General features: G+C 66.7%; 20 protein-coding genes, 1 tRNA gene and 1 pseudogene. 16 read left to right on the top strand and 6 right to left on the bottom strand.

The genetic code is table 11. The annotated features are described in order from the left end of the window. Position 1: 1 nt before the first annotated feature. A complete protein-coding gene (locus D7V80_RS12975; protein ID WP_255417637.1) occupies positions 2–721 on the bottom strand; it encodes a TetR/AcrR family transcriptional regulator in 720 nt (239 codons plus the stop codon). A 66-nt stretch (positions 722–787) separates the two neighbouring features. Further along, positions 788–3,499 carry a hypothetical protein gene (locus D7V80_RS12970; RefSeq protein ID WP_120588450.1) on the bottom strand — a complete coding sequence of 904 codons (2,712 nt, stop codon included), beginning with the start codon at positions 3,497–3,499 and terminating at the stop codon, positions 788–790. A gap of 125 nt (positions 3,500–3,624) precedes the next feature. On the opposite strand from D7V80_RS12970, the gene D7V80_RS12965 reads away from it, so the two are divergent. The 9 genes from D7V80_RS12965 to D7V80_RS12920 all read left to right on the top strand — a co-directional run bounded on the left by D7V80_RS12965 (position 3,625) and on the right by D7V80_RS12920 (position 11,661). Beyond that, the gene (locus D7V80_RS12965) at positions 3,625–4,038 is read left to right on the top strand and encodes a DUF4145 domain-containing protein (protein WP_120588449.1); all 414 of its coding nucleotides are present in this window, start codon (positions 3,625–3,627) and stop codon (positions 4,036–4,038) included. A gap of 505 nt (positions 4,039–4,543) precedes the next feature. Continuing rightward, positions 4,544–4,816, top strand: a complete 273-nt coding sequence (locus tag D7V80_RS42720) for a serine hydrolase (protein ID WP_233585296.1) — start codon at positions 4,544–4,546, stop codon at positions 4,814–4,816. 5 nt (positions 4,817–4,821) lie between these two features. Beyond that, on the top strand, positions 4,822–5,382 hold the full coding sequence (locus D7V80_RS42715) for a hypothetical protein (protein ID WP_233585295.1): 561 nt from the start codon (positions 4,822–4,824) through the stop codon (positions 5,380–5,382). Continuing rightward, positions 5,379–6,569, top strand: a complete 1,191-nt coding sequence (locus D7V80_RS12955; RefSeq protein WP_158616619.1) for a kelch repeat-containing protein — start codon at positions 5,379–5,381, stop codon at positions 6,567–6,569. Before D7V80_RS42715 ends, D7V80_RS12955 begins: the two co-directional genes overlap by 4 nt. A gap of 370 nt (positions 6,570–6,939) precedes the next feature. After that, on the top strand, positions 6,940–7,665 hold the full coding sequence (locus tag D7V80_RS12950; protein ID WP_147447085.1) for a hypothetical protein: 726 nt from the start codon (positions 6,940–6,942) through the stop codon (positions 7,663–7,665). A 198-nt stretch (positions 7,666–7,863) separates the two neighbouring features. Next, positions 7,864–9,045: a hypothetical protein gene (locus tag D7V80_RS12945; RefSeq protein WP_147447084.1), complete on the top strand. Its 1,182-nt coding sequence runs from the start codon at positions 7,864–7,866 to the stop codon at positions 9,043–9,045. Between the two features lie 390 nt (positions 9,046–9,435). Further along, positions 9,436–9,699, top strand: a complete 264-nt coding sequence (locus D7V80_RS12930; RefSeq protein ID WP_120588444.1) for a hypothetical protein — start codon at positions 9,436–9,438, stop codon at positions 9,697–9,699. A gap of 50 nt (positions 9,700–9,749) precedes the next feature. Then, positions 9,750–10,091: a DUF2500 domain-containing protein gene (locus D7V80_RS12925; protein ID WP_120588443.1), complete on the top strand. Its 342-nt coding sequence runs from the start codon at positions 9,750–9,752 to the stop codon at positions 10,089–10,091. Between the two features lie 262 nt (positions 10,092–10,353). Further along, positions 10,354–11,661 (top strand): leucine-rich repeat domain-containing protein, encoded by a 1,308-nt coding sequence (locus tag D7V80_RS12920; RefSeq protein WP_120588442.1) that lies wholly within the window; start codon positions 10,354–10,356, stop codon positions 11,659–11,661. Between the two features lie 219 nt (positions 11,662–11,880). Here D7V80_RS12920 and D7V80_RS12915 read toward each other — a convergent pair whose 3' ends face one another. Then, positions 11,881–12,879 carry a hypothetical protein gene (locus D7V80_RS12915; RefSeq protein ID WP_233585294.1) on the bottom strand — a complete coding sequence of 333 codons (999 nt, stop codon included), beginning with the start codon at positions 12,877–12,879 and terminating at the stop codon, positions 11,881–11,883. Positions 12,880–13,057: 178 nt separating this feature from the next. Between D7V80_RS12915 and D7V80_RS12910 the strand changes: the two genes are divergently transcribed. Next, entirely contained in the window at positions 13,058–13,297 is a 240-nt protein-coding gene (locus D7V80_RS12910; RefSeq protein WP_147447083.1) for a hypothetical protein, read from the top strand. 29 nt (positions 13,298–13,326) lie between these two features. Next, positions 13,327–14,208: a hypothetical protein gene (locus tag D7V80_RS12905; protein ID WP_120588439.1), complete on the top strand. Its 882-nt coding sequence runs from the start codon at positions 13,327–13,329 to the stop codon at positions 14,206–14,208. Positions 14,209–14,366: 158 nt separating this feature from the next. On the opposite strand, the gene D7V80_RS12900 is transcribed toward D7V80_RS12905, so the two are convergent. Beyond that, positions 14,367–15,731, bottom strand: coding sequence for an IS701 family transposase (locus D7V80_RS12900; RefSeq protein WP_120588438.1), 1,365 nt, complete (start codon positions 15,729–15,731; stop codon positions 14,367–14,369). 381 nt (positions 15,732–16,112) lie between these two features. Between D7V80_RS12900 and D7V80_RS12895 the strand changes: the two genes are divergently transcribed. Together D7V80_RS12895 and D7V80_RS41760 are read left to right on the top strand one after the other, a co-directional pair. After that, positions 16,113–17,735, top strand: a complete 1,623-nt coding sequence (locus tag D7V80_RS12895) for a sigma 54-interacting transcriptional regulator (RefSeq protein ID WP_120588437.1) — start codon at positions 16,113–16,115, stop codon at positions 17,733–17,735. A gap of 29 nt (positions 17,736–17,764) precedes the next feature. Further along, entirely contained in the window at positions 17,765–18,202 is a 438-nt protein-coding gene (locus tag D7V80_RS41760; protein ID WP_158616618.1) for a hypothetical protein, read from the top strand. 96 nt (positions 18,203–18,298) lie between these two features. Here the strand turns inward: D7V80_RS41760 and D7V80_RS12885 are convergent, their stop codons facing one another. Further along, positions 18,299–21,931: a serine/threonine-protein kinase gene (locus tag D7V80_RS12885; protein WP_120588436.1), complete on the bottom strand. Its 3,633-nt coding sequence runs from the start codon at positions 21,929–21,931 to the stop codon at positions 18,299–18,301. Positions 21,932–22,381: 450 nt separating this feature from the next. Between D7V80_RS12885 and D7V80_RS12880 the strand changes: the two genes are divergently transcribed. The 3 genes and pseudogenes from D7V80_RS12880 to D7V80_RS43905 all read left to right on the top strand — a co-directional run bounded on the left by D7V80_RS12880 (position 22,382) and on the right by D7V80_RS43905 (position 25,120). Next, positions 22,382–23,869 (top strand): LamG domain-containing protein, encoded by a 1,488-nt coding sequence (locus D7V80_RS12880; protein WP_233585293.1) that lies wholly within the window; start codon positions 22,382–22,384, stop codon positions 23,867–23,869. A 652-nt stretch (positions 23,870–24,521) separates the two neighbouring features. Then, positions 24,522–24,932: pseudogene (locus D7V80_RS44095) on the top strand (tyrosine-type recombinase/integrase); the annotation flags it as partial. Between the two features lie 62 nt (positions 24,933–24,994). Further along, a complete protein-coding gene (locus tag D7V80_RS43905; protein WP_120588434.1) occupies positions 24,995–25,120 on the top strand; it encodes a tyrosine-type recombinase/integrase in 126 nt (41 codons plus the stop codon). 48 nt (positions 25,121–25,168) lie between these two features. On the opposite strand, the gene D7V80_RS12865 is transcribed toward D7V80_RS43905, so the two are convergent. Then, positions 25,169–25,245 (bottom strand) — tRNA-Pro (locus tag D7V80_RS12865). Between the last annotated feature and the right edge of the window lie 114 nt (positions 25,246–25,359).

The raw sequence follows: 25,359 nt of genomic DNA, 5'->3' as shown, positions 1-25,359 counted from the left end.
CTCAGCGCTGGCGACGGCGGGGGCGCTTCCGCGAGGGGGCCTGCCGTGCGTCGATGCGCCGCTGGATGCCCTCCAGCATGAAGCCGAGGCTCTGCTCGAACTCCCGCTCCACGTCGGTGGCCCGCATGTGCGGCACGCTGTGGGCAAGCCCCGGGTAGTCCCTGGCGGGAAGCGCCTGGGCTGCCTCGAAGAACCGCTCGAACGGCGGCGGCGTCCCTGGTGGACCCACGTCCCATGGCTCCTGCCGGCGGATGGCTCCGGCCAGCCAGGAGAAGAACGTGTTGTGCAGCGCCCCCGCCTCCTTCCATGAGATGCCGGCGGCGTGAAGTCCGCTCACGGTCCGGTCGAGGATGACGAGCGCCGTGTGGACGACAGGGCCTTGCTCCAGCAGGAACTCCATCAGCCCCGGGTGCGCCAGCCCCACGGCGCGCAGACGGCTCGCGAGCAGCCGGAGCCACGCCACCGGATCCTGTTGCTCCGCGGGCACCACCAGGGTCTGGAGGATGGCCTCGGCGCACAGGAGCACGAGCGCATCCCGGTTCGCGACGTGCTTGTAGAGCGCCATGGGCGTGACCCGGAGCCGTTCGGCCAGCGTCCGCATGGAGAGCTGTCGCAACCCTTGTTCCCGGACGAGCGCGACGGCGGTCTGAACCACGGTGTCTCGCGACAGCTGTGGTCGACGCCCACGTACTCCTCGAGGACTGCGCGCACCGGAGATCATGCGGCGGAGCATATCCCGTCCGCCAGAAGCGTCGGCGATTCGCAAACAAGTGCAATAAGCCCTGCATCAATCCGGGAGCCTTGCTTCTGGAGTCAGCTGGACGAGCAACTGCCATGCCGACTCCCAGCCAGAAACCCGATTGGCGATACGAATGCTCAGCCAGCGGAGCAATTGCGTCCTTGAACCCGCGGCTCGCGGAGCGGAGTCCTGAAGCAGCCTCACGACGGTCTCCGTCTCCTCTGGCGGCGCGGTGACGACCACTGGCCACGCGGAGTCCCACCTGCCTTCCTGGAGCAACGTCTCCAATGCGCCCCGCAAGGTCTCCAAGTCCACCTTCCAGAGTTCGGCTCTCAGGGGTTCGTCCCGAGCAGACAGGACATCCTCCAAGAGGGCCTGACGCCGAACACCCGAGGGCATACGGCGCCACGGCACCATGTCCCCCGGATTGGTAAAGGTGTCGTGATGTGCTCGTTTCCAGTATTGCAAGAAAGCATCCCATTGCGCTGGCCCGAACCGGTCATGCGGCATGCCTGATTGCGTCAGCTTCATCATCAATTCCGGCTCCAGGAATGCTTCGGGGGGAATGAATTCAAGAATGTCCTTTCCCCATGTGCTGTCCACATTCATGAGTTCATGCGCGCGCACCTTTCCCGCGAGCCATGTCTTCCAGATTCCTCGGACGAACCGAGGCCATGCCCAGCCCTGGCGTTCGGCATACGGACGCAGCAGAGGAAGGTAGGCATCAGCCATCCAACGGATATCCATCTCTCGCCAATCCAAGTCATCCTTTTCCACCCCACACACGATGACTTCCAACAACTGCAGAGACTTGACAGGCCTGACACGGCTTTCCATGGATCCAATACGGCCGCGGAGACGCCCATACAATGCGCAAGCAGCAAGCCGCATCTCAACATCCAGGCTCGCTCCTTCAATCAGCCGTGCCACGTCACCGAAAACCACGTGCGCGGCATTGTCATCCCCGTCAACACCCATCCACGGATTGAGCAGCGGGTGCACCCGTTCCCGAGGAAGCTTCAGCCCCTCCGAAAGCGCATGCGCGGCAAGATACCAGGCGCCAGACTGCAAGAGGGCAACGTCCCGAAAGCGATCATAACCGATGCGGCGCATCGGTATCGCATTGTACTCGGTCACCACGCGTCGCTGGAGATGAAACACGGCCTCGATCAGCTTCCGAGGGACCGTCCACCCGGCCAGGACGCTCCAACCCAGAACGACGAACGCACCTTCCAACGAGGCAACACACGCCGCGGATCCAGGGTCCCATGACTCGATGATCCGCTCCACCGGATTCAGGTCCCCGTGGCGAACGCGTTCTCGCAACCTGGAGAGGAGCATGGAAGCTCCGTGTCCGCGCAGCAGGACTTCGCCCCACTCCACTGGGGCCTGATTCAGGAGTTCGTCCGCCTGCTGTTGGAGGAGCGCGGCGAAGACCCATCGTGGCCGAAGAACATGGTGGTTTGGAGCCTGCTCTCGAAGCAACTGGGTCTGCTGCAGGGCACGGATCAGCATGAATGTAGATGGCGAGAGTTCCCTGGATGCCTCACGAATGGCCCGTTCATCCAGCTTCAGCTTCTTACGAATCGCTGGCTGCTCAAGCCACGCCAATATCTCGCGTCCTGGGGGCTCGTGAACGAGTGCCTGCCAGTCTTGGAGACTCTGACCTTCTTCCCATGAGCGGTCACTTCGTGTCAGCAGTGCGCCAGCCAGGCGATGAAGAAACCGTTCCATGTCGGAGAACGCTGGCACCGCGCCTGTTCCGTCGGAGCGTTGGAGCCGGCGCCGGAGGAACATGCGCGAGAGATCCAGAATCCCGCGCTTGCCGGTCGCACCACGTCGCGTCGGTCTACAGAGGTACTCGGCATAAAGGCCGATGAACCCCACTGCTGTTCCAAAACTGTCGATCATGCCGAGAGGCAGGATCTCGGCGCGCAACCACGCCATACACTCCAACGGGCTGAACTGCCGTCCCTCATCACCCGCTTCATTCCGCAGCCGTTCGCCCAACCAATGCACCAATGGTTCAATCCACTGTTCCACTGGAGCCGAATTCACCGTGCGCCATGGGTGACTCGGTCTTGAGGCGCTCCCCAATGCCAGCAAGGCCACCTCAGAGGCATCTATCGGCTCCCTTTTTTGAACGGGCGTGTCATCCAGCGCCACGCAGATGGGGAAGCCTGAGGGAAGGTCTTTTGCAGCCGGCAGCCCCTCTCCGCTCTTCAATGCGACGAAACATGGGGTGGCTCTGGGCGGCAATTCGAGCACGGCCTGTTCCCATGTCTCGGCATGGATGAAGTGCACGGACTTCCTCACAGCAAGCCAGCGCCCTACCAGCGTCCGTGCGGAACCCCTGGGAGCCGTCCAGAGCACGGGCCACTGCCGAGGATCGAGCACCTCCGGTGGGAACACGGCCGGAGGCAGGGAGTCCTTGCGGAGATCCAACGGGCGGATCCCCGCGTCCCAGAGGTCGAAGGTCGCGAGACTCTCGGCAGCCTTCGTTTCGGGGGACTCGAGTGCCGCCTCCACGTCCTCCAAGGGCATCTCCAGGTAGTTCGCCAGCAGGCGAAGCATCATGGGATGGCGCTCCAGCGCCCGTGGACGCATCCCCCGGTCCATCTGCCCCAGATAGGTCGCCAACGAGTCCTCGCTGAAGTCGATGTTCTTCCTCCACTCCGGGTCCTCGCGCAGACACCGAGCCATCACCAGGAAGGAAACGCCTTCGCGTCCCTTCCAGCGCTGGTCCTTCAGCCACCCCATGGAGCCTCCTGGCCCGAACGTTCCCAAGCGTCCCATTTCTCCAATTGGAATCCAATTGAGGCTGGATTGAAGAGCCCCGGGCACCACGGTACTTCCACGCCCATCTCCATCCAGGAGTCGCAAGCGTGACGTCGCCCCCATTTCCCATCCCGTCCCGGCACACGTGGCATCACCACCTGCCGCCCCCCATCCGCACCCTCCTGGAACAGGTCCAGGAGGCGGTGAAGCACCGACTCAACATCCTGTCCGTCGCGGGATTGAGGATGCTCGTAGAAGCCGCAGGAAAGACGGAGGCCCCTGAGGCCTCCTCGCTTCGAGGCTACCTGGAGGCCTTCCTTCGCCGCGGCCTCATCGGCCGCAGGCTCCAGGTGTGGTTGCTCGCCGTGGTGGAGCACGGCAACAAGGCCATTCATGAGAGCGTGGCGGTCCAGGACGAAGACCTGGATGCCCTCCTGCTGTCCGTCGAGCACCTGCTCCAGGAGCTCTATGGACTGCAAGCCGCAGTGCCGCCATGCCCAAGGCGGTCAACCATCTCGTAGGCGGCGGCCATCCGATTAGCGAAGTTCAGGATGTCGGACGGCGTGTTCGCGTCCTGCGTCCCGCGATGCGTCGCCGCGCGACGACGTAGGTTACCGACGTGGTCTGCGCGTCATGCATGAAGGGCCGCAGAAACGCTGGACCTCGAGCCTTTCCATCTCGAAGAAGTTCAGCGCGCTCTACAGGGATTTCCAGAGCGCCGCGTCGCTGGTCTCGACGGCGGCCCGGTACCAAGCGTCGTCCGGCGGAGCCAGCTGGACGTGTTCGGCCAGGGCCTGGACCATCAGAGCTACCACCGGGCCTGGACGGGCTCCAGCTGGACCGGCTGGAACTGGCTCGGCGGCGAGATGACCTCCGCGCCTGATGTCGCGAGCTGGGGTCCCGGCCGGAGGGATGTCTTCTACCGCGGCACGGCCAACCCCCTGCGCCCTCTGCGGCACTCCTGATGCATCGATTGCAGGGTCGGGGACTCCTTGAGAAGCCCTCTTCCGGGCGCCGGGAGTCTTCATGCGCAACCCGTTGAAACCCATTGCAGCCGTGGCTGTCCTTCTCGTGGGCCTGCTGGTGGGGGCCCCTGCCGCCGCGCATGATTTGCTGCGCGAACGGATTGAAGCCTTCGTGCGCGCGGAGCAGAGACGACAGAGCGTGCCCGGTCTCGCGGTGGGCGTCGTAAGTCACGGGCGGGTCGTGCTGTCGAAAGGGTACGGCTTCGCGAACCTGGAGCACCAAGAGTGGACCAGCGCGGCATCCTGGGCCGGGGGAGCTGGCAGCAGCTCCTGACGCCCGTGAAGCTCAACAGCGGGGCCTCCTATCCGTATGGCTTTGGCTGGGCGCTCAAGGAGCGCGCGGGCAAGCCTCTTCACCAGCACACCGGTAGCTGGCAGGGCTTCGTCAGCGTCTACTCACGATTCCTCGGGGACGAGCTGTCCATCGTGAACCCCACGCTCGCAGTGCCTCCCCTGGCGCCCATTCCCGACGGGGAGCCGGCAATGACGGCGCGGTTCAGGGCGATGCTCGAACAGCTCCGGAACGGGACGCTGGATCCGGCGGATTTCGCGTACGTCCCGAGCTGGTTCTTTCCGGCCTTGGCCTGGAGAAGAACTGACAGCGTAGCTCAGCCTCGGTTGCAAGGGGCGGCTTCGCCCTTCAACCGCTCTCCACAAGGTGCGCGCCCATGCGTGGGCATGTGCTTGAAGTTTCCCATTGTCAGTGACAAGGATGCGCGTCGCCGGCCGCGAGAGGTGGAAAGGCTTCCTCCTTCGCATGAGCTGGCATTCACGCCCTGCCATGACAAGGACCTTCCTGCCCCATGGCAGGGCTTCGCTTCAAACGGGGGCAATCCATGACGCGTTCCTTCGCATCCACCTTCTCATCCATCGTGTTCCTGCTCACCAGCGCGGCCTGCGGTCCCGCCCCGTCCGACGACGCGGCGCCGACGGGGCCCTCCTCCGCCATCGAGGTAGGCACCGAACGCCAGGCACTCGCCAGCTGGAGCTCCGCCGCTCCGATGTCCACGGCCCGCTTCGACCACAGCGCCACCGTCCTGCCGTCGGGCAAGGTGCTGGTGGCCGGCGGCGACCCGGGCACGACCACCTACCTTTCCAGCGCGGCGCTCTATGACCCGGCCACCAACACCTGGGCCGCCACGGGGAGCATGACGCAGGCTCGTTCGGCTCACGTCGCCGTCCTGCTGTCGTCGGGCAAGGTGCTCGTCATCGGCGGCACCTTCGGCAGCACCACCACCGCGGAGCTGTACGACCCGGCCACGGGGACGTGGACCGCCACCGGCAGCCTCGCCACGCTCCGCACCAATTTCACCGCGACCCTGCTGTCCTCGGGACAGGTCCTCGTCACGGGCGGCCGTGGCAATGGTGGCGTCTACCTGACCAGCTGCGAGCTGTACGACCCGGCCACTGGCACCTGGTCCACCACGGGCAGCCTCGCCGCGGGCCGCATGGACCACTCCGCCGTGCTGCTCGCCAACGGGCAGGTGCTCGTCAGCGGCGGCCTCTATATGGTCTTCACCTCCCTGTACCGGCTCGACAGCGCGGAGCTGTACGACCCCGCCACCGGCACCTGGTCCACGACGGGAAACCTCGCCACGGGCCGCAGTGAGCACCTGTCGCTCCTGCTGCCCTCGGGCAATGCGCTGATCATCGGTGGACTGGCCGGCAGCGGCAGGCTCACCAGCTACTACTCGGTCTCCGCTGCCGAGTCGTTCAGCGCGGGCACGATGTCGTCCGCGGGCTCGATGAGCAGCCCGCGCCACGGCCACGCCGCCGCCGTCCTGCCTTCGGGCGCCGTCCTGGTGGCGGGGGGCCTGAACAAGATTGGAGGCAGCAGCACGACGCAATACCTGTCCAGCGCGAGCCTGTACGACCCGGCCACCGGGACCTGGAGCGCCACGGCCAGCATGCTGGCGGTGCGCAACCACTTCACGCTCAGCCCCCTGTCGTCGGGCAAGGTGCTGGCGGTGGGCGGCACCAACAGCTCGGGCCTGGGGCTCGCCTCCACGGAGCTCTACACCCCGTGACCTGAAGCGAGACGGGCTGGAGACCGTGAAGGCCTCCAGCCCGTTGCTATTGAAGCGCAGCTGCCAAGGTTCGCGGACGAGGCGTACGTGGATTGAGCAAGCAGGGTCCGCGGAAACGGATGCGTGCGCGAAGCATCCGCTGGCTTTACGCTTCCTCATCGGCCTGGATTTGTCTGGCTTTCAGACGTGAGCGGATTTCCTCCGCCATCGGGACAGCAGCCAGTTGGAAGAGGGCTGTTCCATGGTCGTCGGGGGTGCATTGGGCTTGGATGCGAGTATTCCGGGGACGGCCGCCATCATCCTGGCTCTGGCCGCGGCGCGGATGTGCGGCCCCATCAGACGCTGACATGATGGTCCCTGGAGGTCACACGTGAGGCACAGGTGGCGACAAAGGGCGTTCGCGCAGGTGGTGATGGCGGTGCTGGCGGCAGGTTGCGGCGCATCGAATGGTTCAAAGCCCCCGGATGGGCCTCCCCGCGACTGCGTTCCCTCCGGCGGTGCCACGGGCGCCCCCGAAACCATCGAGGAGGCGGTGGCGCTCATCAACTCCCTGCCCCGCCCCACTTCCGTGGCCTGCCTCGTGGAGAGTCTGGACCGGCCCCTGCGGCTGAGTGCCACGGAGAGCGAATTCAGCGCGCAACCCGCGCATGGCCGGCGCAGCCCTCGCATCTTCCTGTTCTCGGGCCCCCTCATCCTCTCGGTCGTTCCTGACGGCCCGGGAGCGGAGGTCGTCGAGTTCAGCCAGCTCGACGCCTCCGGCCGCTCCATCAAGGGAGAACTGGCCTTCCCCATCGAAGCCGAGGTGCCCCCCGAGGCTCCGTACACGAAGGTCATGTTCCAATCCGACCTCACCGTCTGCGCGTTCTGTCACGCGGACGAGAAGCCCGCATATCGCGTGGGTAACGCGTGGGCCTACTCCTCCCAGGCGCTTCGCCCGGTGAGCTCCTCGCTCGTCCCGCTCGAAGAGATCCGGCGGGAAGCCTCCACCTGCGACGCCTCCGTCGAACCCGAGCGCTGCCGACTCCTTCAGGAGCTCTTCGAGCACGGCTTGCCACGTGCTCACGCCTTTCCCTCGTCACTCCCGACCTTCCCCTGATTCATGCGTCGGCGGATTGGGGCCGGGCGCGGGAATAGCCCAGCCCCGAGCGCAGCGCGTTCTGAAGCCTGGTCATCTCGTCGAAGAGGGCATTGTGCGTGGCACGAAGGCGCGGAGGGCGGGCCCCGGAGCAGACTCGGGGCTCGGCATGCACGTCGTCGCTCTACCGATTCACGGTGCAGAGCCGCTGAGGCGGGCGTGTTAGCGTTCCGCGCGATGAGCGGGCAGAAAGGGACGATTGTCGAACTCAACCCCATCGACGCCCTCGGGTGGATCGAGCTCGACGAAGGCGGTCGGGTGCGCTTCGGAGGCACCGCGCTCAAGAGCTTCGCCGTGACCCCCTCGGTCGGCACCCGGGTCGAGGTGCACGGCACCGCGCCGGGCTACAAGGGCGTGCCCAAGGCGGTGATGGTGACGCCGCTCGTCGTCGCGCCCGCGGCCACCGAGGAGCCCAAGGCCGAGCCGAGCCGCGCGCAGAAGAAGACCCCATGGCCGACCTTCGTGCGCGAGCACCCGCGCTGGAGCGACGCCGCCGAGACCTGCGTGCCCTGCGCGCGCAAGGCGCCTCGCCCCGAGCTTCCCGAGCACCCGCTGTTCGCGCCCTGGCGCCGCGAGCTCCGCGAGACCGCGCCCACCTGCGTCGATCTGAAGGTGCCGCATTTCCTGAAGCCCGAGAGCTTCGAGCCCGGCCCCGGCGATTGCTTCGCGCACGGCCCCGTCGCCTGGCTCGACGAGCCGCGCTGGCCGAGCTGCGGCGTCTGCGCTCGCCCGCTGGAGATGTGCGTCCAGCTCACGCCGGCCGTGCTCGCGGACTTCCTCCCCGGCGGCCGCGGCCTCGCCGCGCTCTTCTGCTTTCACTGCGGCATCGAGAAGACCAGCGATCCGCGCGTCGCGTACGTGCGCCTGGTGGAGCCGAGGCACCGCGTGACCGGCCCCAAGGAGTGGCAATCGGCGTCGAGTGGCTGGCGGCGCGAGAGCCAGCGGGTGACGCCGGCGTCCCCTGCAACCGAGCTACCGCCGGCGATGTGGTACCGCTATCGCTCGGGGATCACGCCGGAGACCGCGTCGAGCGCGCTCTTCGGCTTCGATGCGCTCGATCTCGGTGGGCCGTTCCCCAAGGGCTTCGATCCGGATCAGCTCGAGGAGGTCGGCGAGGAGTACGACGATTGGCTCGCACAGCAGCGCGGTGGCGCGTGCTGGGGCGGAGCTCGTCTCGGCGGCGTGGCGCGCTGGGACCAGGCCGACGCGACGCCGAGCTGCGCGCACGGCGAGATGCCGCACCTGCTCGACTACGAGGGCGGGCAGTTCCTCGATGGGGCGCTGCACGTGTTCTCGTGCCGCGAGCGGGTCTGCGAGCTGGCGTTCGTCGCGGAGTTCTGAGGCCCCTGCGCTCGAACGTCACTTGCGCCCTCAAGCGGGGGCAGAGCCGGGGCTGGAGGAGGAGAGCCCGGCCCAGGCTGTGACGGTGGAGTCGACGAGGGAGCACACGCCGCGCCTGGATTGGGCGGGACTGCGGCGCCGGACGTTCGCGCTGTTCTTCGCCTGCTCTCGGTGTTGAGCCCAAGCCCCTTCGGCCTGCTGCCAGGCTGGGCCTCCTGGGCCGGCATGTGCCACGAGCGGAGGCACAGCCTCTGCTCCGGCCCGGCGCACAGCCCGCGTGTCACTGCCTCCAGCCGCGCACCACGCTCACCCCCGCCGAGCAAGCCGCGCTGGCTCGCATCGAGCAGGATGAAGAGGCTGCACGCGTCGTTGCACTGACACGGAAGAACGGTGGCAGATCAGTCCTGGTCCAGGGCGAGCGCGGCCTCCTTCATCGATGACCACGCGCAGTCCTTCTTCAACAACGGAGTCCCCGGCAACAAGGGCGACGTGCGCCTGTTCAGCCAGGTGGACGGCACGGCCTACGGAATCCTGAGGGACGGAACGCGGGGAACGGGCACCCGCAAGCCCGGTGAGAGAAGCCAGTACACGCCTCTCTCCCGCATCTTCGAGGACCTCAACTGCAAGAACGAGAAGACCGGCCTCACCTTCTAATTGCTGACCAAGTAGAGGGCCCGAGGGACGGGCCTTGAGGAGGAGAATCCATGGAAACGCTCATCACCCTCTTCCTCATCGCCTGCATGTTCTTTGCGGCCCTCTTGTTCTACGCCTCCGGTCGCCGTCGTCTCGAGCCCGACCTCGCGCGGCAGGGGCGCGTCGTCGCCAAACGGCAGACGGGCGACGGCTACTACGCCCGGGCCACCTACTTCGTGACGTTCGAGTTCCAGGACGGCAGCCGTGACGAGTTCGAGACCTTCGACAGGCAGTATGGCCTCCTGGCCGAAGGCGACCAGGGCACCCTCATGACGCGGGGAAGGTGGCTCAAGGGGTTTGCGCGGCAGTGGCCCCAACGAGGACCGAGCTTCCCCCGGCCGCTCCATACGTAGTCCGCGACACGCCGCCCCTCCAGCAGCCGGGCAGGCGTGAGGCCGTATACCTGGTCCGAAGACAGTGGAGGCCCCGGCGATGACGGTGGAGTCGACGATGGAGCGCACGCCGCGATTGGATTGAGCGGGACTGCTGCACCGGACGTTCGCGCTGGATGTCTTCGCCTGCCCTTGTACGTCGCGCCGCGGTTCCTCCTGGGCTCCTGAGGGATCCTCGCGGCGCTTCCATGGTGTGATGGCTCCCGGAAGGGAGCACCGGGACATGGTGGAGAAGCAGGACTGGGGGAGGGATGCCTCCGCGCAAGAAGTGTGGACCCACGTGGAAGCGGCGGGGACGCCCGGATGGCGACACGAGCTGGCCTCCTGGTGGCGGGGAGTCTCCGAGAAAGGCGTCCTCTTCCACGAGGGAGACCTGGAGGCCGACTCGCTCGTCATCGGCCCCCGGCCGCTCGTTGTCTCTGGCAGCGTCCGGCTGAAGGGTCTGCTCGAGGACGGCCACGCGGCGGACCACACCCTCCTGGTGGTGCTGGGAGATTTGGAAGTGGAGAACGTGGCGACGTTCTCCGCCATGTTCATCGCGGGCAACGTCCGGATCCGGGGGCTGCTCTTCGGCGACTCGTATGGGGATGACGTCTTCTGTGTCGGCGGTGGGCTGAAGGCGCGCGCCCTCGTCGAGCAGCACCACCACCTCTGGGTGTTGGGCCCGCTGGACGTGGACGTGCTCGTGGGCGACAAACTCACCGCGACGGAGAAGCCCCGCAGGAAGCTGGAGCCGCACGAGGCGCTCCTGCCGGGGGCCTTCACCGTGGAGGACGAGGACGAGGGCGACGTCACCGACTCGACGGTGGACCAGAAGGGGCTCCTCACGATGCTGCGAGCGGGGAGTCCCCTGCTGGCGGACACCCGGCTTGGCCCCGTGGAGAAGGCCATCGCCGCCGTGAAGGAGCAGGCGGCGCGGGGCGAGAAGGCGACGCGACTGGGGCTCGCGCAGAAGAAGCTGAAGGCCATCCCCGAGGAGGTCTTCTCCCTCACCGGGCTGGAGAGCCTCAACCTGGACACCAACGACATCGCGGAGATTTCTCCGCGCATTGGCGAGCTGCAGGCGCTGAAGAACCTCAGCCTGGAGAGCCTGCCGCTGACGACGCTTCCGGTGGAGCTCTGCCGCCTCCCCGCGCTGAAGAAGTTGAGCCTCCGCTACTGCAACCACCTCACCCGGCTCCCAGACGCGTTCGGCGAGCTGGAGGCACTGGAGGAGCTGTACCTGGACGCGATGGCGCTGGAGGGCTTCCCCGAGGTGCTGACGCGGCTGCCTCGGCTGAAGAAGCTCTGGTTCTGGCGCTTCTTCAAGATGACCCCGGGCCGGGTCCAGGTCCTGGTGGACGGGATTGGGCGGCTGCCGACGCTGACGCACGCCGGCTTCTTCCAGGGAGAGCTGTCCGCGTTGCCAGGGGGACTCGCGCCGCTCGCCCGGCTCAAGCAGTTCAAGCTGGGGCTGGACCGCGTCCCGGAGCCGGAGGTGAAGCGGCTGGAGGCGGCGCTGCCTCCTGGACGGCTGCACGTGGGGTACTGAGCCGTTGAGGGGCGATATGGCCCTCCGGGAGCGACGACGGCTTCGCGTCCCGTGGTGACTTATGTGGTCGGGGAGACAGGATTTGAACCCGTGGACACGGGGTACCCCAAACCTGAAGTTGCCCCGGTTCCGCAGAGCGTTCCGCGCTTTCGCCCTCAAGCGGCAGCGCGGTGCTCCTTCTCGTAACCAGCGGGTGACTCGTAGTCGAGCGCGGGCCCGCTACAGCAGCCCGTCCAGCCAGGTGAGCTGCGCGTCAATCGTCTCTGAAATGGCGAGCGGCTGATCCGACGTGCTCGGGTCGGTGTACGGATTGCCAATCTCCTTGTGCTGCCACTTCACCCAGGTCTGCTTGTACCAGCCCCAGTCCAGGTCGGTGCCCGTCGAGGGAGGCGTGGCGCCCGCGTACCCGGAGAAGGCTCGGATGCCGGTGGCTGGCGCGACCTCCTGGCCCCCCACCACCTGATACAGGTGCAGCCGCGCGCGGCGGGGGAACTGGGAGGACAGGTTGGTGGCCCACGCGCCGTAGAACGTGCCCCAGGGGCGCACGGGGTTGTTCACCTTGGTGTCGAACGTGCCCAGCTCGCCCTGGCTGTTCCTGCACACGCCATCCAGCGACGACACGTAGACGGTGATGCCATCCAGCGCCGTGTTGGCGCGGAGCGCCTGGGCAATTCGCATCACCAGACACCCGCCGCGGGAGCTCCCCGCCAGGTAGATGGACCGCGTCTCGGGTCGGACCTGCGCCTGGAGCCAGTGGACGAACCCGTTGACGATGCGCTGCTTCGTGTCGCTGTCGAACAGGTGGTCGAAGTTGTTGTCGTTGACCACGGACAGGTGCGTCCTCCCCGCCGGAAACCAGCCCAGGGCATTGAGCTTCATGGCCAGGGAGCGGCCATCCAGGGCCACGTTGGCGCAGGAGACGCCGTCGCAGGACGCGTCCCAGTTGGAGGACTGGCCTGTCACGCCGCTGGAGTGCCCGCTGCTCGAGATCTTCTGCCCGGCGGTCATGAAGACGATGGCCTCGCGCACGCTCGGGGCGTCCACCTGGGCGATGCGGATGGCGTGCAGCGTGCTGTCGGAGGCACCGGCCGCGCGGAACTGCTCGAAGCCCGGCGCCGCCTGGTAGCCACCGGAGGCGTTCTTGTAGACGACGCGCCGTGACACCACCGTCCGGCTGCTCCCGTTGGGATAGGCCAGTGCCTGGGATTGTGAGTCCACGGTCACCTGGGGCTCTCCGGGCAAGTCCTCCGGCCCTGGCGGAGCACAGCCCGTGAGAGTGCCAACCAGCGCCAGGGCAACGCCTGCCCAGAGGGAGATGCGACGAGGGATACCCGAAGTGTGGACCATGGACTGCTCCTGGATTCTGGAGGGGGCCGCGCGGAGCGCAGCGGGGGACATGTCAGACCAGAACCCGACCGTCAGCGAGTTGTTCGCCGCCGAAAAGTGGTCCTGTGCGACATATGCCTCCCTCCATGCGGACGAGGGACTCTGGACGATTGGCTCGGGCGGCGCGGTACTCCTCTCCAGCCAGTTGCCCGAGGCGTTCCGCACGGGATTCGTGTCCGAGGTAATGTCTCCAGCGGACTTGGTGCCCAAGTACCTCAAATGGCACCGAAACAAGGTGTTCAAGCCGTAGTGCCGTTGTTCCACGTATGGAGCCGCACCATGACGACTCTCTTTGACAGTCTCGCTCGCAATCGCCCGGAGTGGCTGGCGCAGGGCCTCCTCGTGCATGCCCTGATGACTGAGCCTGCCGCACGTGCGCTCGTGCTGAGTGCCATGGGGCTCTCGATCCCCGCTACCGAGGTGCCCACGGTGACGGAGGAGGAGCCCACAGACGGGGGCTGGCGCGCGGATGTGTGCGTGCGTTGGGCTGACGGCACTCTCAAGCGCTTCGAGTTGAAACTCCTGGCGGGCTTCACGCCTCGGCAGTTAGAGGCATTGCATAAGCGGGAGGTCGATCTTCTCATCACGCCGGCGGCCCAAAGCGTTCCACCCGAGGCCCGCACGATGCCCCATGTGACATGGGCCCAACTTGCAGGCCTCGAGCTGAATGACACGTCCCTGAAGACACTCCTGAGCCAAGTGGGAACTCGCTCCACCTGGCTGCTGCCAGAGCTCAACGCCGAAATGCTCCTGAGGGAGCTGGACGCGTTCTCCCGCCAAGCCTCCACGGCCCGGTGGGAGGGGATGTACCGATTCCTGAGCACCGTCCATGAGTATCTGCTGGACGAGGCGCCGGGCGACTACCGGGCAAGCGACGCATGGACACCGGTGCGCCGTGGGGCTGCATCCTACTACGGGTTCTGCTTTTACCTCGGGGACGCCGACGTGGAGGCGCCGCGATTCTGGCTGGGCTTCTGGCGTCAAGGGACGACGCCGGTGTTTGGTGTGACGGTGCCGAGCCCCAAAGGCGAACCAATCCTATACCAGACGCACGACGCGGGTGTTGTGCCCACCGTGCTAGAAGCGCACGTTTGCGCGAAGAAGGCGCTGGCGGCTGCCCAGCAGTATATCGCTGGCCTCCTCGGCTCGACACCCCATTGAAGGGCGGGTTCGGCGCGTAGGTAATCAGGCGGGGCCGCCCACTTTCGGATTCAGAAGATGAGAGAAAGGACGCTTGCGTGAGGTTTGAGGACTTCCAGGAAACGTTCAACGCAGCGCTGCAACGGCGGCAGCGATATTTGTCCGACCCGCTATTAGTACTACTTGATCAGATGCGTGACGGTCCTTGAGGAGGAGCGCGAGCGCCGAGTCTGCGGAGGCACAGCGGACAATGGCCGAGGCGGCGCAGTAGCAGATGCTGAAGCCGCCGACGCACCTGGGGCAGCGTCCAGGGAATCCTCCTCCGGGGGGAAAAGCGCTCGACGGAGCGCGAGGAAGCCATGAGCCACCATGCAGAGCGTGGCGTGATGGTGAAAGCCTCTCCAGGTGCGGCCCTCGAAGTGGTCCAGGCCGACTTCGCCCTTCATCTCCTGGTAGTCGCGCTCGACGCGCCAGCGCAGCTTCGCCAGGGTGACGAGGCGTTTGAGAGGCGTGTCTTCCGGCAGAGACGAGAGGTAGTACTTCGTTGGCGCAGCCTCGCCCGGCGGCCACTCGCACAAGAGCCACTCGGGAGCGCCGGGCGCCTTGCGCACGACATGGCCTTCAGCGACCTGGATTCGCACTGCGGCGAAAGTGGAGGACTGCGTGCCGCGACTACCCTCGCGCCAGCTGATGCGGCGGTACTCCTCCTCGGGTAACTGGCGCGCCAGTTCTTCAATCGTCCAGGGCTGCACGCCGCTGTCGTCGACGAAGCGAGTCCGGGGGCGTCCGTACGCGCCCGCCTTCTTCGCCGGCAGGTGCGGCGTCGCACCCGGAGGCCACACCTTGTGCTGCCCCGGCACAGCGACGAGGTAGGGCAGGCCGCGTGCCGTGAGGCCTTCGCGAAACTCCCGGCAGTTGCCATACCCCGCATCTGCCAGGACGACGTGCTTGCGCACGCCCCACGTCAGCGCGTCATCCAACTGCGAAAGTGCCAATTCCCATTTGCGCGTCGCGCCCACCTCCTCGGGCACCCCGGCCGCCTTGCGCCGGGCTTTGTCCGTTACCCACTCCTCGGGCAGGTACAACCGCATGCCAATACATCCGCTGCCGCGTGCCCCTGCCAGGTGCAGGCTGACAGCCACCTGGCAGTTGTCCGTGCGCCCCAGCGTCCCCGAGTACTGACGGGCGACTCCCACCGAGTGCTTCCCTTTCTTTGGGAAGCCCGTGTCGTCCACCACCAGCGCTTCCAACTCCGGAAGCCGCTCTTCCAACTTCCGCGCCAGTCGCTCCCGCAGCGCCTCGTCGCTCCACGTCCCTTGCGAAACGCACTGCTGCAGCCTCTGGCGCATCGCCTCGACTTCGCCTGCGTCTTCCACCAGCCGGGCCGCCATCGGCTCGATGCTCTTGCGCTCCCCATCCAGCAGCAGGCCCGTTACGTAGGCCTCCATGGCGCGCCGTCTCTCCAGTCGCCCCATGCCGGCGACCATCTCTTCAAGATAGGCGCCCAGCGCCTCATCCAGCTTCTTGAGCTGCGCGGGTGTCATCCCGGCCGTAGATCACACGGGGCGCCTGGATTCAAGTGACCGGGTAGTATTAGCCCCCTGGTTTCAAAACGAAGCGTTCCCTCCTGTCATTGGATTTAGGCTCCCGTTGATGAGGAGCCGGTCCATCTGGCGACGATTGCACTCAATCCCAGTGACGGAGAGGTGACCGGAGGGTTCGTCCCGCGGACGGACGACACCCAAAGTCAATGGGAGCGGCAGACGGGATACTTCTCTCATCCGTACCGCAGGTGGTTCGACAAGGCGGAGCGCCTCGTACGCGCCGCTCCTCCTCTGGGAGCCAGGCCCCCAGGAGCGGAGAGAGGCTCCTGACTTGAGCCCCTGCGGGTGCAGTTCATCAAGCATTGAGATAAATTCGCACGGATGTCCCGTCCCAGCGCTCCCCCTCCCCATGCGCCCGCGAGGACCTCGGACGTGTCCACTGCCTCCGAGTCGGTTCCGTGCGGACAGCGCCCGTCCGCGCGCCCGATTCCAGCGTTGACTCTCACCTCGCACACCACCGTCACCCGCCTCGGGGAAAGGCTGCTGCTGCACGGACTCCTCGCCGGCCGGGAGGTCCCGCTCTCCCGCAATGCCCCGGACTTCTGCCGCCCGGGCGAGCCGCTGGGCCTGCCCCTGGGCGACCCCTTCATGAGTCGCAAGCCGATCCTGTTCGTCCCTACGGGAGCAGGCCTCCGCATCGTCCCGGGCGAAGTGGGACGATGCACGTCAGCGGGTGAGCCACTCCACGGGGCCCGCGAATTCGGTCCCACAGAGCTTGAACGAGGAGTCCCGCTGGAGTTCTCCAGGCGGACGGGGGTGCTGCTGCACCTGGCTCCTCCACCCGAATCGAACGCACCATCCGCCCTGGGAATGGTGGGCGAAAGCGCCGCCGTCCATGCCCTGCGCCGACACATCGAGCGCGTCGCCGGCCTGGATGTGCCCGTCCTCATCCGGGGCGAAACCGGAACTGGCAAGGAACTGGTCGCCCAGGCCCTCCACGAGCGGAGCCAGCGCCGAGGTCCCTTCGTCAGTGTCAACCTGGGCGCCCTCCCGAAGGAGCTGGCCGCGGCGGAACTCTTCGGCAGCGTCCGGGGAGCCTTCACCGGTGCCCAACGCGACCGTGAGGGCCTCTTCCAAGCCGCGGAGGGCGGCACGCTCTTCCTCGACGAGGTGGGCGAGGCCTCATCCGAAATCCAGGTCATGCTCCTCCGAGTGTTGGAGACGGGGGAGCTGTACCCGGTGGGGGCCAGCAAGCCCGTAGCGACGAACATCCGCCTCATCGCGGCCACGGACGCGGACCTGGAAGCGCGGATCGCCGAGGGGCACTTCCGGTCGCCCCTCCTCCACCGGCTGGCCGGCTATGAGCTCCGGCTTGCCCCTCTCCGCGAGCGCCGGGAGGACATCGCTCCACTGTTCCTCCACTTCGTCCGCAAGGAGCTGGACGCGCTCGGAGAGACCCACCACCTCACCGCGAGAGACCCTCATGCACTACCTTGGATGCCATCAGACCTGGCGGCTCAACTCCTGCTGCATCCCTGGCCGGGTAACGTCCGTCAGCTCCGGAACGTAGCCCGACAGCTCGTCATCGGCAGCAGGGGTCTGCCCAGCCTGGAGCTTGATGCACGCCTCGCCCAGGAGTTGAGGCTCAACCTGGCGCCGCCGGCCCGGCCCTCCGCCGCCACCCTCACCCCGAAGCGTGAGGTTGCGGCCCGTCGCAAGTCCACGGACGTGGGCGAACAGGAACTCCTCATGGCCTTGCGTGCGCACGACTGGGACGTCAAGAAGGCCGCCCACCACCTGGGGATCGCCCGCTCCTCCATCTATGACATCATTGAGCGCAGCCCCAGCATCCGTCTGGCTGGAGACCTGAGCGTGGAGCAGCTCACCCACTCCTTCCATGCGTGCCAGGGCAACCTGGATGAGATGGCGCGACGCCTGGAGGTGTCCAAGCGGGCCTTGAGCCGGCGCGTCAAGGAACTGGGGCTGCACTCGAAGGCCCCCTGAACGACTCACTGGAAGACAAGGAGACGACCATGGAACCCAACACCATCATCATCGACTTCAACGAAAAAGACCCTAAACCAGAGCGAATCTCAGTCAGAGACGGCACCAGGATAACCTTCAGGATCACAGTCCCTTCCGGATTGAAGCTGACTCCAACAATCACATTTCTCGATACTGACCATGATGTGGATGTCGTGGCAATCGAGGATCCCGACAACGTGATTACCTTCTCCAAAGCAACAAACACATACAATCAAGACTTCACCCCCAAAATAAACAAACCCCAGACACCCTCCTCTCAAAAATTCAGCAGAACCTACCTCGTCAAGCTCGTCGAAACCGTGCCCGCCGGTTACCCTCTGCGAGACAAGGTGGAGAACCGCTCTCCAATAGGGGAACCCCCCACATCCTCCGGGAAAATCGAAGTATCAGGCGGTCCTGGCACAGAGCCTCCCTCCCTGGTCTAGCCACCGCTCCCGAGGTACGCCTCACGCTCGCGGCGTGACGTTTCATGCTCACGCCAAGCGGCTGCGGACGTGGCGGAGGACGACGCAAGCACGGGTTCAGGGGCAGGCGGCAAGCTGATGCGCGCCATCGAGCGAGCCGCCCCACTCGTTGGAGAGGTTTGAATTGTGCGTGAGCGCCTGGGTCAGCGCCTCCAGGGCCTGGCGCCTTGATGTGCACGGATCCCCGGTGGGCTCTTCAACCCGCTCCAACTTCAAACCGGCCCGCAGGGCGCGGGCCGCGGCCCAGTCGGGCCGGAGCTTCAGCGCTTGCTCGGCGTGTTCGAGCCCCTGTCGAAGGAGCGGGCCGTATTCACGACCCGTGCGCTTCTGGTGTTCCGCCCACCGTCGGTAGAAGCGGCCAGCCTCCAGGCGATATTCCGGGTCGTCCGGAGAGAGCGTGAGGGCCCTGTCGAAGGACTTCGCCGCCGCCTCCATGGCCTCGGCCTGAAGCGACCCGCGCCGTGCCTTCCAGTGCGCCTGGAGGGCCTGCGCCTTGCCAAGCTGGAGCCAGGGCTCGGCCTCCAGGGAGTTCACCTCCAACGCGGCGTGGAGCTCCGCCAGGGCCCGCGCGATGGCCGCCCCGGGGTCTCGCCCCTGGTCCAACTCGATGCGGGCCTGGATGACGTGCACCGTGCCGAGGAGGACCCGCAGCCACACGGCCCCCGGCATCCTCTCGGAGGCTTGCCTCAGTGCCTCCCTTGCCTCATGCGCGCTCGAAAGAGGCGACTCGCCAAGCGCGAGCAGGTAGTGCGCGCGCCGGACGAAGAGAGAGCCCAGGTTCGCGTAGGCAAAGCCCTGCCCGGGCGCGACGGCGATGGCCTGTTCGAAGCACGTCCGAGCCTGCTCCAGCGCGGGCAGGGGATCCTCACCGCGGTTCCAGGAGTCCTCGGCCCGCAGCAAGTGCACCACGCCCATTCCGTTATGGAAATTGGGGACCCGGCGGTTGATTTCAATGCCGCGCTGATACTGCTCCAATGCATGCGCCAGGACGGGGCGCGGATCCTCACCGCGACGACCCCGCCGCCGAGCCAACTGCTCGTCGACCTGCCCCGCATAGAAGTACAGCGCCATATGCTGGGGGTTGAGGGCCCGAGCCTCCTCGAGTGCCGCCGCCGCCCGCCGCAGGTCCTGCTCCGCCTCCGCATTGAGTGGACGGGAAGCCCGTGAAAAAAGCGCACGCCCCAGGTTGATCCAGTCCTCGGGGACTCGATTGTCCAAGGCGATGGCCGCCTCATAGGCGCGGATGGCCTTGTCCCTGTTCTCGCCGGAGTCCCTCCCGACCTGTTCCTCGTAGTCCGCCCACGTCGTGAAGACGAGACCTGAATCGCCGTGGTAGGCGCGGTCCCGGTGCGCCACGCCGATGCTCGCGAACAACGCGGCGGCTTCGCCGAGCAGCGCGCGTGGGTCCTCGTCCTTCTCGATTTGATAGCGCGCTTGGAGCCAGGTGCTCCGAGCCAGATTGAAGGTGGCCGCCGGAAGTCCGGGCTCCACCGAGAGGGCACGCCGCGCGGCCTCCAACGCCTTCGCGAGAGGCTCCTCCCCATCCCCCCCATGGGTGAGCCGGTGCTCGGCCAGGCGGTGGTGCGCGCGCGCCATGCGGATGAGACACTGAGCGTCGTCCGGAGCAATGGTGAGGCACCGGGAGAGCGCGTCCAGGGAACGGTGGTACGCGGGCATCACATCCCCCCGGCCATACAGCTCCATGACCATCGCATCGTTTTCGAGCAAGGCCAGGGACCGGTAGACGGCGGGGTCGCTTTCAGCGGTGGCGATGGCGACGGCATAGGCCTCGCGACCGGCTTCGAAGCTCGCTCGGGCTTCCTCGGGGGCCCCCCCGTTCCAGCGTTTGAAGGCCTGTGCCGCATGGACGTCCCCGCGCAGCATGGGCAGCTCATGAAACCAGGGCAGCTCGCTGGCGGCGCGATCCGCCAGACGCAGGGCGTCATCGAAGCGGCCCTCGTAGAAGGCGACCAGCGCCGCCACGTATTCCCGCGATGGCACCTGAGCGCCTTCACTCTGCTTGAACCACGCGAGCGCCGGCTCCCGGTAGAGGCGCTCCGCCTCACGCGTCGCGGCCTCTCGCAACGCCGGCACACGGATCCGCTGCGCCTCCAGGAGTTGCTGCTGATAGCGCCGCCCGCTCACCAGCGCGAGCGCATACGCGGCCCGGGGCGAGCGAAAGCCATTGCGCCAGGAGGACTCCAGGAACTCCAGGGCCTTCGCCTCGTCTCCGAGCGCGAGGTGGCCACGCCCCAGCGCATGGTGCCCGGGGCCCAGCGCCTGCGGACCGGAGCGCTGAATCTCCGCCTCCAGTTCGGCCATCCGGGCCTGGAGCGCCCGGCGGTCCTGCCGGATGTCATGCAGCCGCGAGAGCGCGGAGTAGCGCCCCCTGGACTCGATGTCCTCCACCAGCTCGGTGAAGCGCTGGACGATCCGCTCACGCTCGGCGGCCTCCTGACGGGCCCGGAGGCCCCAACCGAGGGCCCCTCCCGCGGTGACCAGCGCGGCGGCGCCCACCGTGGCCAGGAGCCGGTGTTTGCGCAGGCGCTTGCGCAGGAAGTACGCGAAGCTCCTGCGTGCCAACACCGGCTCGCCGCCCAGGAAACGCTCCAGGTCCTCCGCCAATGCACGCGCCGAGTCGTAACGGGCGTCGCGCTCCTTCTCCAGACACTTGAGGGCAATGGCCTCCAGGTCCGCCGGGAGTCCCGGAGAAAGCAGGCGCGGCGCGCGCGGCTCCTCGGTGGCGATGCTGTTGACCACTTCCAGGCCGTTGGCCCCAGGGAGAGGGACCTCGCCGGTGAGGAGGAAGTAGAGGGTGGCCCCCAGGCTGTAGACATCCGCGCGGCGGTCGAGCCCGCTCACCTCTCCGCGAGCCTGCTCCGGAGCCATGTAGTGCGGCGTCCCCAGGACGGCGCCGCTGGCCGTGACGGACTCGTTCCACTCACGCGCGAGACCGAAGTCCATCACATAGGGCCTGGGCGTCCCGTCGTCGGAGGACTCCACCATGATGTTGGAAGGCTTGATGTCCCGGTGGATGAGACCGACGCGGTGGGCCGCATGAACACCCAGCGCGGCCTCACGCATCACCAGTGCCTTCTGCTCGATGGTGAGCGAGCGCACCTGGGCGCTGAGCGACTGGCCGTCGATGTACTGCATGGCAATGAAGACCTTCCCCTCGACGTGGCCCACCTCATACACCTGGCATACGCGTTCGTGCTTCACCTTGGCCTGGGCACGGGCCTCGGAAACGAAGCGGCGGGTATGTGATTCCTCGTCACGGACGAACTTGAGGGCGACCTGCCGGCGCAGCCGTGGATCCCACGCGAGGAACACACGGCCCATTCCGCCCTGCCCCAGGAACCGCACGGGTTGGTATCGCTCCCACCCGGGGAGGGGGAAGGCAGGGACATCGGTTCCCCCCGGGGGCAATGCCGGCTCAACGCGGACCGGGTCGACCGTAACGGTCTGCTCGGCAGAGGGCTGCTCACCTGACGGGCGCTCCTCCAGGACGAGGTTCTCCCGCATCAGGGAGGCAAGTGTCTCTTCCGAGACCCGGCCCCGCTCCTGAAGCAACTTCAGCGGGCTTCGTCCCAGGCGGCGCGCATCCTGAAGCAGGGCCGCCGCCCCCTCGCGGGACAGGAGCCCCTCGTCAATCGCGAGCCAGATCTCCATCTCATCGTCACGATTCATCGATGGGCACCTCAAAGAGAGCGGCGCGAAGAGTCGACAGCCGTCTCAGTTGAAGGGCCCCGCTCTCCCCGGTCGTTCCTACATCACGAGGTCTCTTCTCAGAAGAGACACGGGGTCCGCTTCCCTCCAAGGCGTGCGCGCGACATGTCGCCGGCATGTCGCCGGACTGTCGAGCCATCCCCTGGGGCACATTCACCCCATCAACGCGTGCGATGGCGGCGACGCGCCCCGCCCCTTGAGGGAGGCGTGAGCAGTCCAATCCGGAAGCGAAGCTCGAATGGGCACGAGAGGTGCAAACACAGACTTTCGCCGGGTGATTCCACCCTGCATTGCCGCTCCCTTGTCCCTCTTCAGGTGAAAGTCATGAGAACCCTGTCCGAAATCAGCTCACGAAACGCCAAGCCGCGTGGAGGGTGGAGCCCCCTCCGCCAGGCCACGAAGGTCTCCGCCATGTTGGCGGGAGTCCTCGGTCTGGTGGGGTGCACGCCCGAGCAGCAACTCCCGCTCGAGCAAGACACGTTGAGCAGCGCGCGTGCGGGCCTGACGCTGGGCGGTCCGAGCCTCCTCCACCGCTACAGCTTCACCGCCGGCGGGACCGACTCGGTGAGCGCGGCGCATGCCACGCTCGAGGGGGGTGCCACGACCGTCAACGGCGAGGTGCTCCTGAACGGAGCGGGGGCCTATGTGAGCCTGCCCATCACCGGGACCCTCGCCAGCCTCCAGGATGCGACCTTCGAGGCGTGGGTGAAGTGGGATTCCACCTTGGGGCAGACGTGGGCGCGCATCTTCGACTTCAACGATGGCGTCTGGTACAAGTCCCTGGTCCTTACCCCGCGCAATGGCGGCTTCGACTCGGGCCCGGCGGTGGACACGCCACGCTTCAGCGTCCTCAGCCCGGCCATCAATGGAGAGGAGCAGGCCACCAGTGCGACCGGGTTCCCAACGGGCGCGCTCACGCACGTCGCGGTGACCATGGACAGCGTCGCGAGGGTCAACCGCCTGTACATCAACGGCGTGAAGGTGGCTCAGACCACCACCCCTACCGCGCTCACTCCAGCGAGCCTGGGCACGCTCGCGAATGCGTGGTTGGGCCGTTCCGCCTATTCCGCGGATCCATTCTTCAAGGGCTCCATCTCCGAGTTCCGCGTTCACGGCGCTGCGCTGTCGTCGACTGACCTCACCGCCAGCTACCAGGCCGGCCCGGATACCGTGATGGCACCTGGCGCGGAGCACGTGGTCATCCACGGGCGAACGGACGTAGCGGGCATGGCCGTGGACACCACGAGCGTGTACTGGGTCGAGAAACGAACCTGCGGCCAGGTGATGAAGGCGTCGCTCTCCACGGGTAGAGCGCAGGTGCTCGCCTCCGGCCGCGACAACCCGAGCGCCGTGACGACGGATGCCACGTTTGTCTACTGGGTCGAGAACGGCTCGGCCATCTTCAAGATGCCCATCAATGGCGGGAGCATCACCTCCGTGGCCTCGGGGCTATGGGGGATTGGCCAGCTCGTCACGGATGGCGCGGAGCTCTTCTGGACCCAGGGTGGCTCCATCGTCCACATGCCGGTCCAGGGCGGCACGCCTGCCATTCTCTACCTCTACACGACGGCCCTGGGGGGCCCCCTCGCAGTGGATGGTCATCATCTCTACTGGAGGCAGCCGGACGGCGACATCGTGAAGGCAGCCAGGCCCGACGGCCCTCCTGCATACCTCCGGGGTGCGTCGAACGCCACCACGGGCATCGCCAGCGACGGAACGGACCTCTTCATCGCGGAGAACCAGAGCCCATACGACATCCTCCGGGTCCCGGCAGGTGGGGCCCAGAGTGGGCCAAGGTTCTCCCGCATGCACGGCAACATCACGAGCCTTGCCGTGGGGCCCAACCGCGTCGTCTGGTTCGATCCCAGCCTCGGTGCGATTCTCGCCAAGGGCAAGTAGGCCACGCTGACGCCCCGTCGGCCACCAAGCCCCTCCAGCCACGCATCCTTCGACTCGCGGTGGCCCGGGACTACCGCCAGCACATCCTTGCGACCATGGTGCCGCCCTGCATGGACAGCTTGCGCGGCTTACCGTGCCCATTTCAGTAGACGGGCGGCGCTCCCACCGCCGCTCGGCGCTGCGACTTCACCCGGCCCAGTAGCGCCGTGACTTCCTCCTTCCACACCGGCTGGATGTATCTCCGTCCATCGGGTGACGAACCGCTATACTTCCTCCAGCGGCCCTTCTTGGCCCCTCTTCACCAGCCCGCCGCCCTCAATACGCTTCACATTTGCCCTATGCGTTCTCACGAGGCCGCAAGGCCGTGAAGAAGAAGGCGGTGCCGACGTTGAAGGCGTCCGCGCCCCGCTACTTGGACGAGGGCGCCAGGGCCAACCGGCAGAAGCCCAGCACCCTCATCCAGAAGAAGCGCATCCTCGACGTCTACCTGCTGCCCCGGTTCGGCGAGCTGCGGCTGGACGCCATCGGCAACGCCGAGGTGGCGAAGCTCAAGGCGGAGCTGGTGGACCGCAGCCCGAAGACGGTCAACAACGTGCTGGTGGTGCTCAACACGGTCTTCAAGACCGCGTCCAAGTGGGACGTCATCGAGCAGATGCCGGCCACCATCGAGCTGTTGAAGGTGGCGCCCTCCTCCATGGAGTTCTACGAGCCGCACGAGTTCGAGCGGTTGGTGGAAGCGGCGGCGAAGGTGGACCACCAACACCTCGTCTTCATCCTGCTCGGCGGAGAGGCGAGGCTGCGCTGCGGCGAGATCATCGCCCTGGAGCAGACGGACGTGGACTTCACCCGAGGCGTCATCCACGTGCGCCGCTCGGAGTGGGAAGGGCACGTCACCCTGCCCAAGGGCGGACGGGCCCGGCAGGCGAACATGACCGCCCGGCTGACGGACGCCCTCCGCAAGCAGCGTCACCTCCGGGGCGAGCGCATCCTCTGGCGGGCCGATGGCCACCCGAAGGTGACCCAGGTGCTTCTGAACAAGTGGATGAGCCGCATCCAGCGGCTGGCCGGGCTGACGGTGACGGGGGCATCCACATCCTCCGCCACACCTTCTGCTCCCGGCTGGCGATGGCGGGAGTCCCGGCGAAGGCCATCCAGGAGCTGGCCGGGCACCAGAACCTCTCCACCCTCCAGCGGTACATGCACCTGAGCCCGGCGGCCAGGTCGGCGGCGATCCGGATGCTGGAGTCCTAAAAGAGAAACGGGCTGAAGATCCGAAGATCTCCAGCCCGCTTCATCGTTTGGTCGGGGAGACAGGATTTGAACCTGCGACCCCTTGGTCCCGAACCAAGTGCTCTACCAGGCTGAGCCACTCCCCGATATCCGGTGCTGCGCCAGGAACTGCCCTCGGGCCCGGCGAAGCGTGGGCGGATCTATCCGAGCCGCTTCCTTCAGTCAACGGACTCTTTTGCCTCCCCCTTCCCCCACCCATC

The organism is Corallococcus sp. CA054B, assembly GCF_003611625.1.
Lineage (GTDB): Bacteria > Myxococcota > Myxococcia > Myxococcales > Myxococcaceae > Corallococcus > Corallococcus coralloides.
Note: the sequence above shows the minus strand (reverse complement) of the source record. Positions and strands in the feature narration are given on the sequence as shown.

Bases quoted from the DNA above. Each gene is read 5' to 3' on its own strand.
- D7V80_RS12970 (WP_120588450.1), bottom strand. From the start codon at position 3,499: ATGGGGTGGCTGAAGGACCAGCGCTGGAAGGGACGCGAAGGCGTTTCC.
- D7V80_RS12920 (WP_120588442.1), top strand. From the start codon at position 10,354: ATGGTGGAGAAGCAGGACTGGGGGAGGGATGCCTCCGCGCAAGAAGTG.
- D7V80_RS12900 (WP_120588438.1), bottom strand. From the start codon at position 15,731: ATGACACCCGCGCAGCTCAAGAAGCTGGATGAGGCGCTGGGCGCCTAT.
- D7V80_RS12885 (WP_120588436.1), bottom strand. From the start codon at position 21,931: ATGAATCGTGACGATGAGATGGAGATCTGGCTCGCGATTGACGAGGGG.
- D7V80_RS12955 (WP_158616619.1), top strand. From the start codon at position 5,379: ATGACGCGTTCCTTCGCATCCACCTTCTCATCCATCGTGTTCCTGCTC.
- D7V80_RS43905 (WP_120588434.1), top strand. From the start codon at position 24,995: ATGGCGGGAGTCCCGGCGAAGGCCATCCAGGAGCTGGCCGGGCACCAG.
- D7V80_RS12880 (WP_233585293.1), top strand. From the start codon at position 22,382: ATGTTGGCGGGAGTCCTCGGTCTGGTGGGGTGCACGCCCGAGCAGCAA.
- D7V80_RS42720 (WP_233585296.1), top strand. From the start codon at position 4,544: ATGCGCAACCCGTTGAAACCCATTGCAGCCGTGGCTGTCCTTCTCGTG.
- D7V80_RS12925 (WP_120588443.1), top strand. From the start codon at position 9,750: ATGGAAACGCTCATCACCCTCTTCCTCATCGCCTGCATGTTCTTTGCG.
- D7V80_RS12905 (WP_120588439.1), top strand. From the start codon at position 13,327: ATGACGACTCTCTTTGACAGTCTCGCTCGCAATCGCCCGGAGTGGCTG.
- D7V80_RS12910 (WP_147447083.1), top strand. From the start codon at position 13,058: ATGTCAGACCAGAACCCGACCGTCAGCGAGTTGTTCGCCGCCGAAAAG.
- D7V80_RS12975 (WP_255417637.1), bottom strand. From the start codon at position 721: ATGATCTCCGGTGCGCGCAGTCCTCGAGGAGTACGTGGGCGTCGACCA.
- D7V80_RS41760 (WP_158616618.1), top strand. From the start codon at position 17,765: ATGGAACCCAACACCATCATCATCGACTTCAACGAAAAAGACCCTAAA.
- D7V80_RS12895 (WP_120588437.1), top strand. From the start codon at position 16,113: ATGTCCCGTCCCAGCGCTCCCCCTCCCCATGCGCCCGCGAGGACCTCG.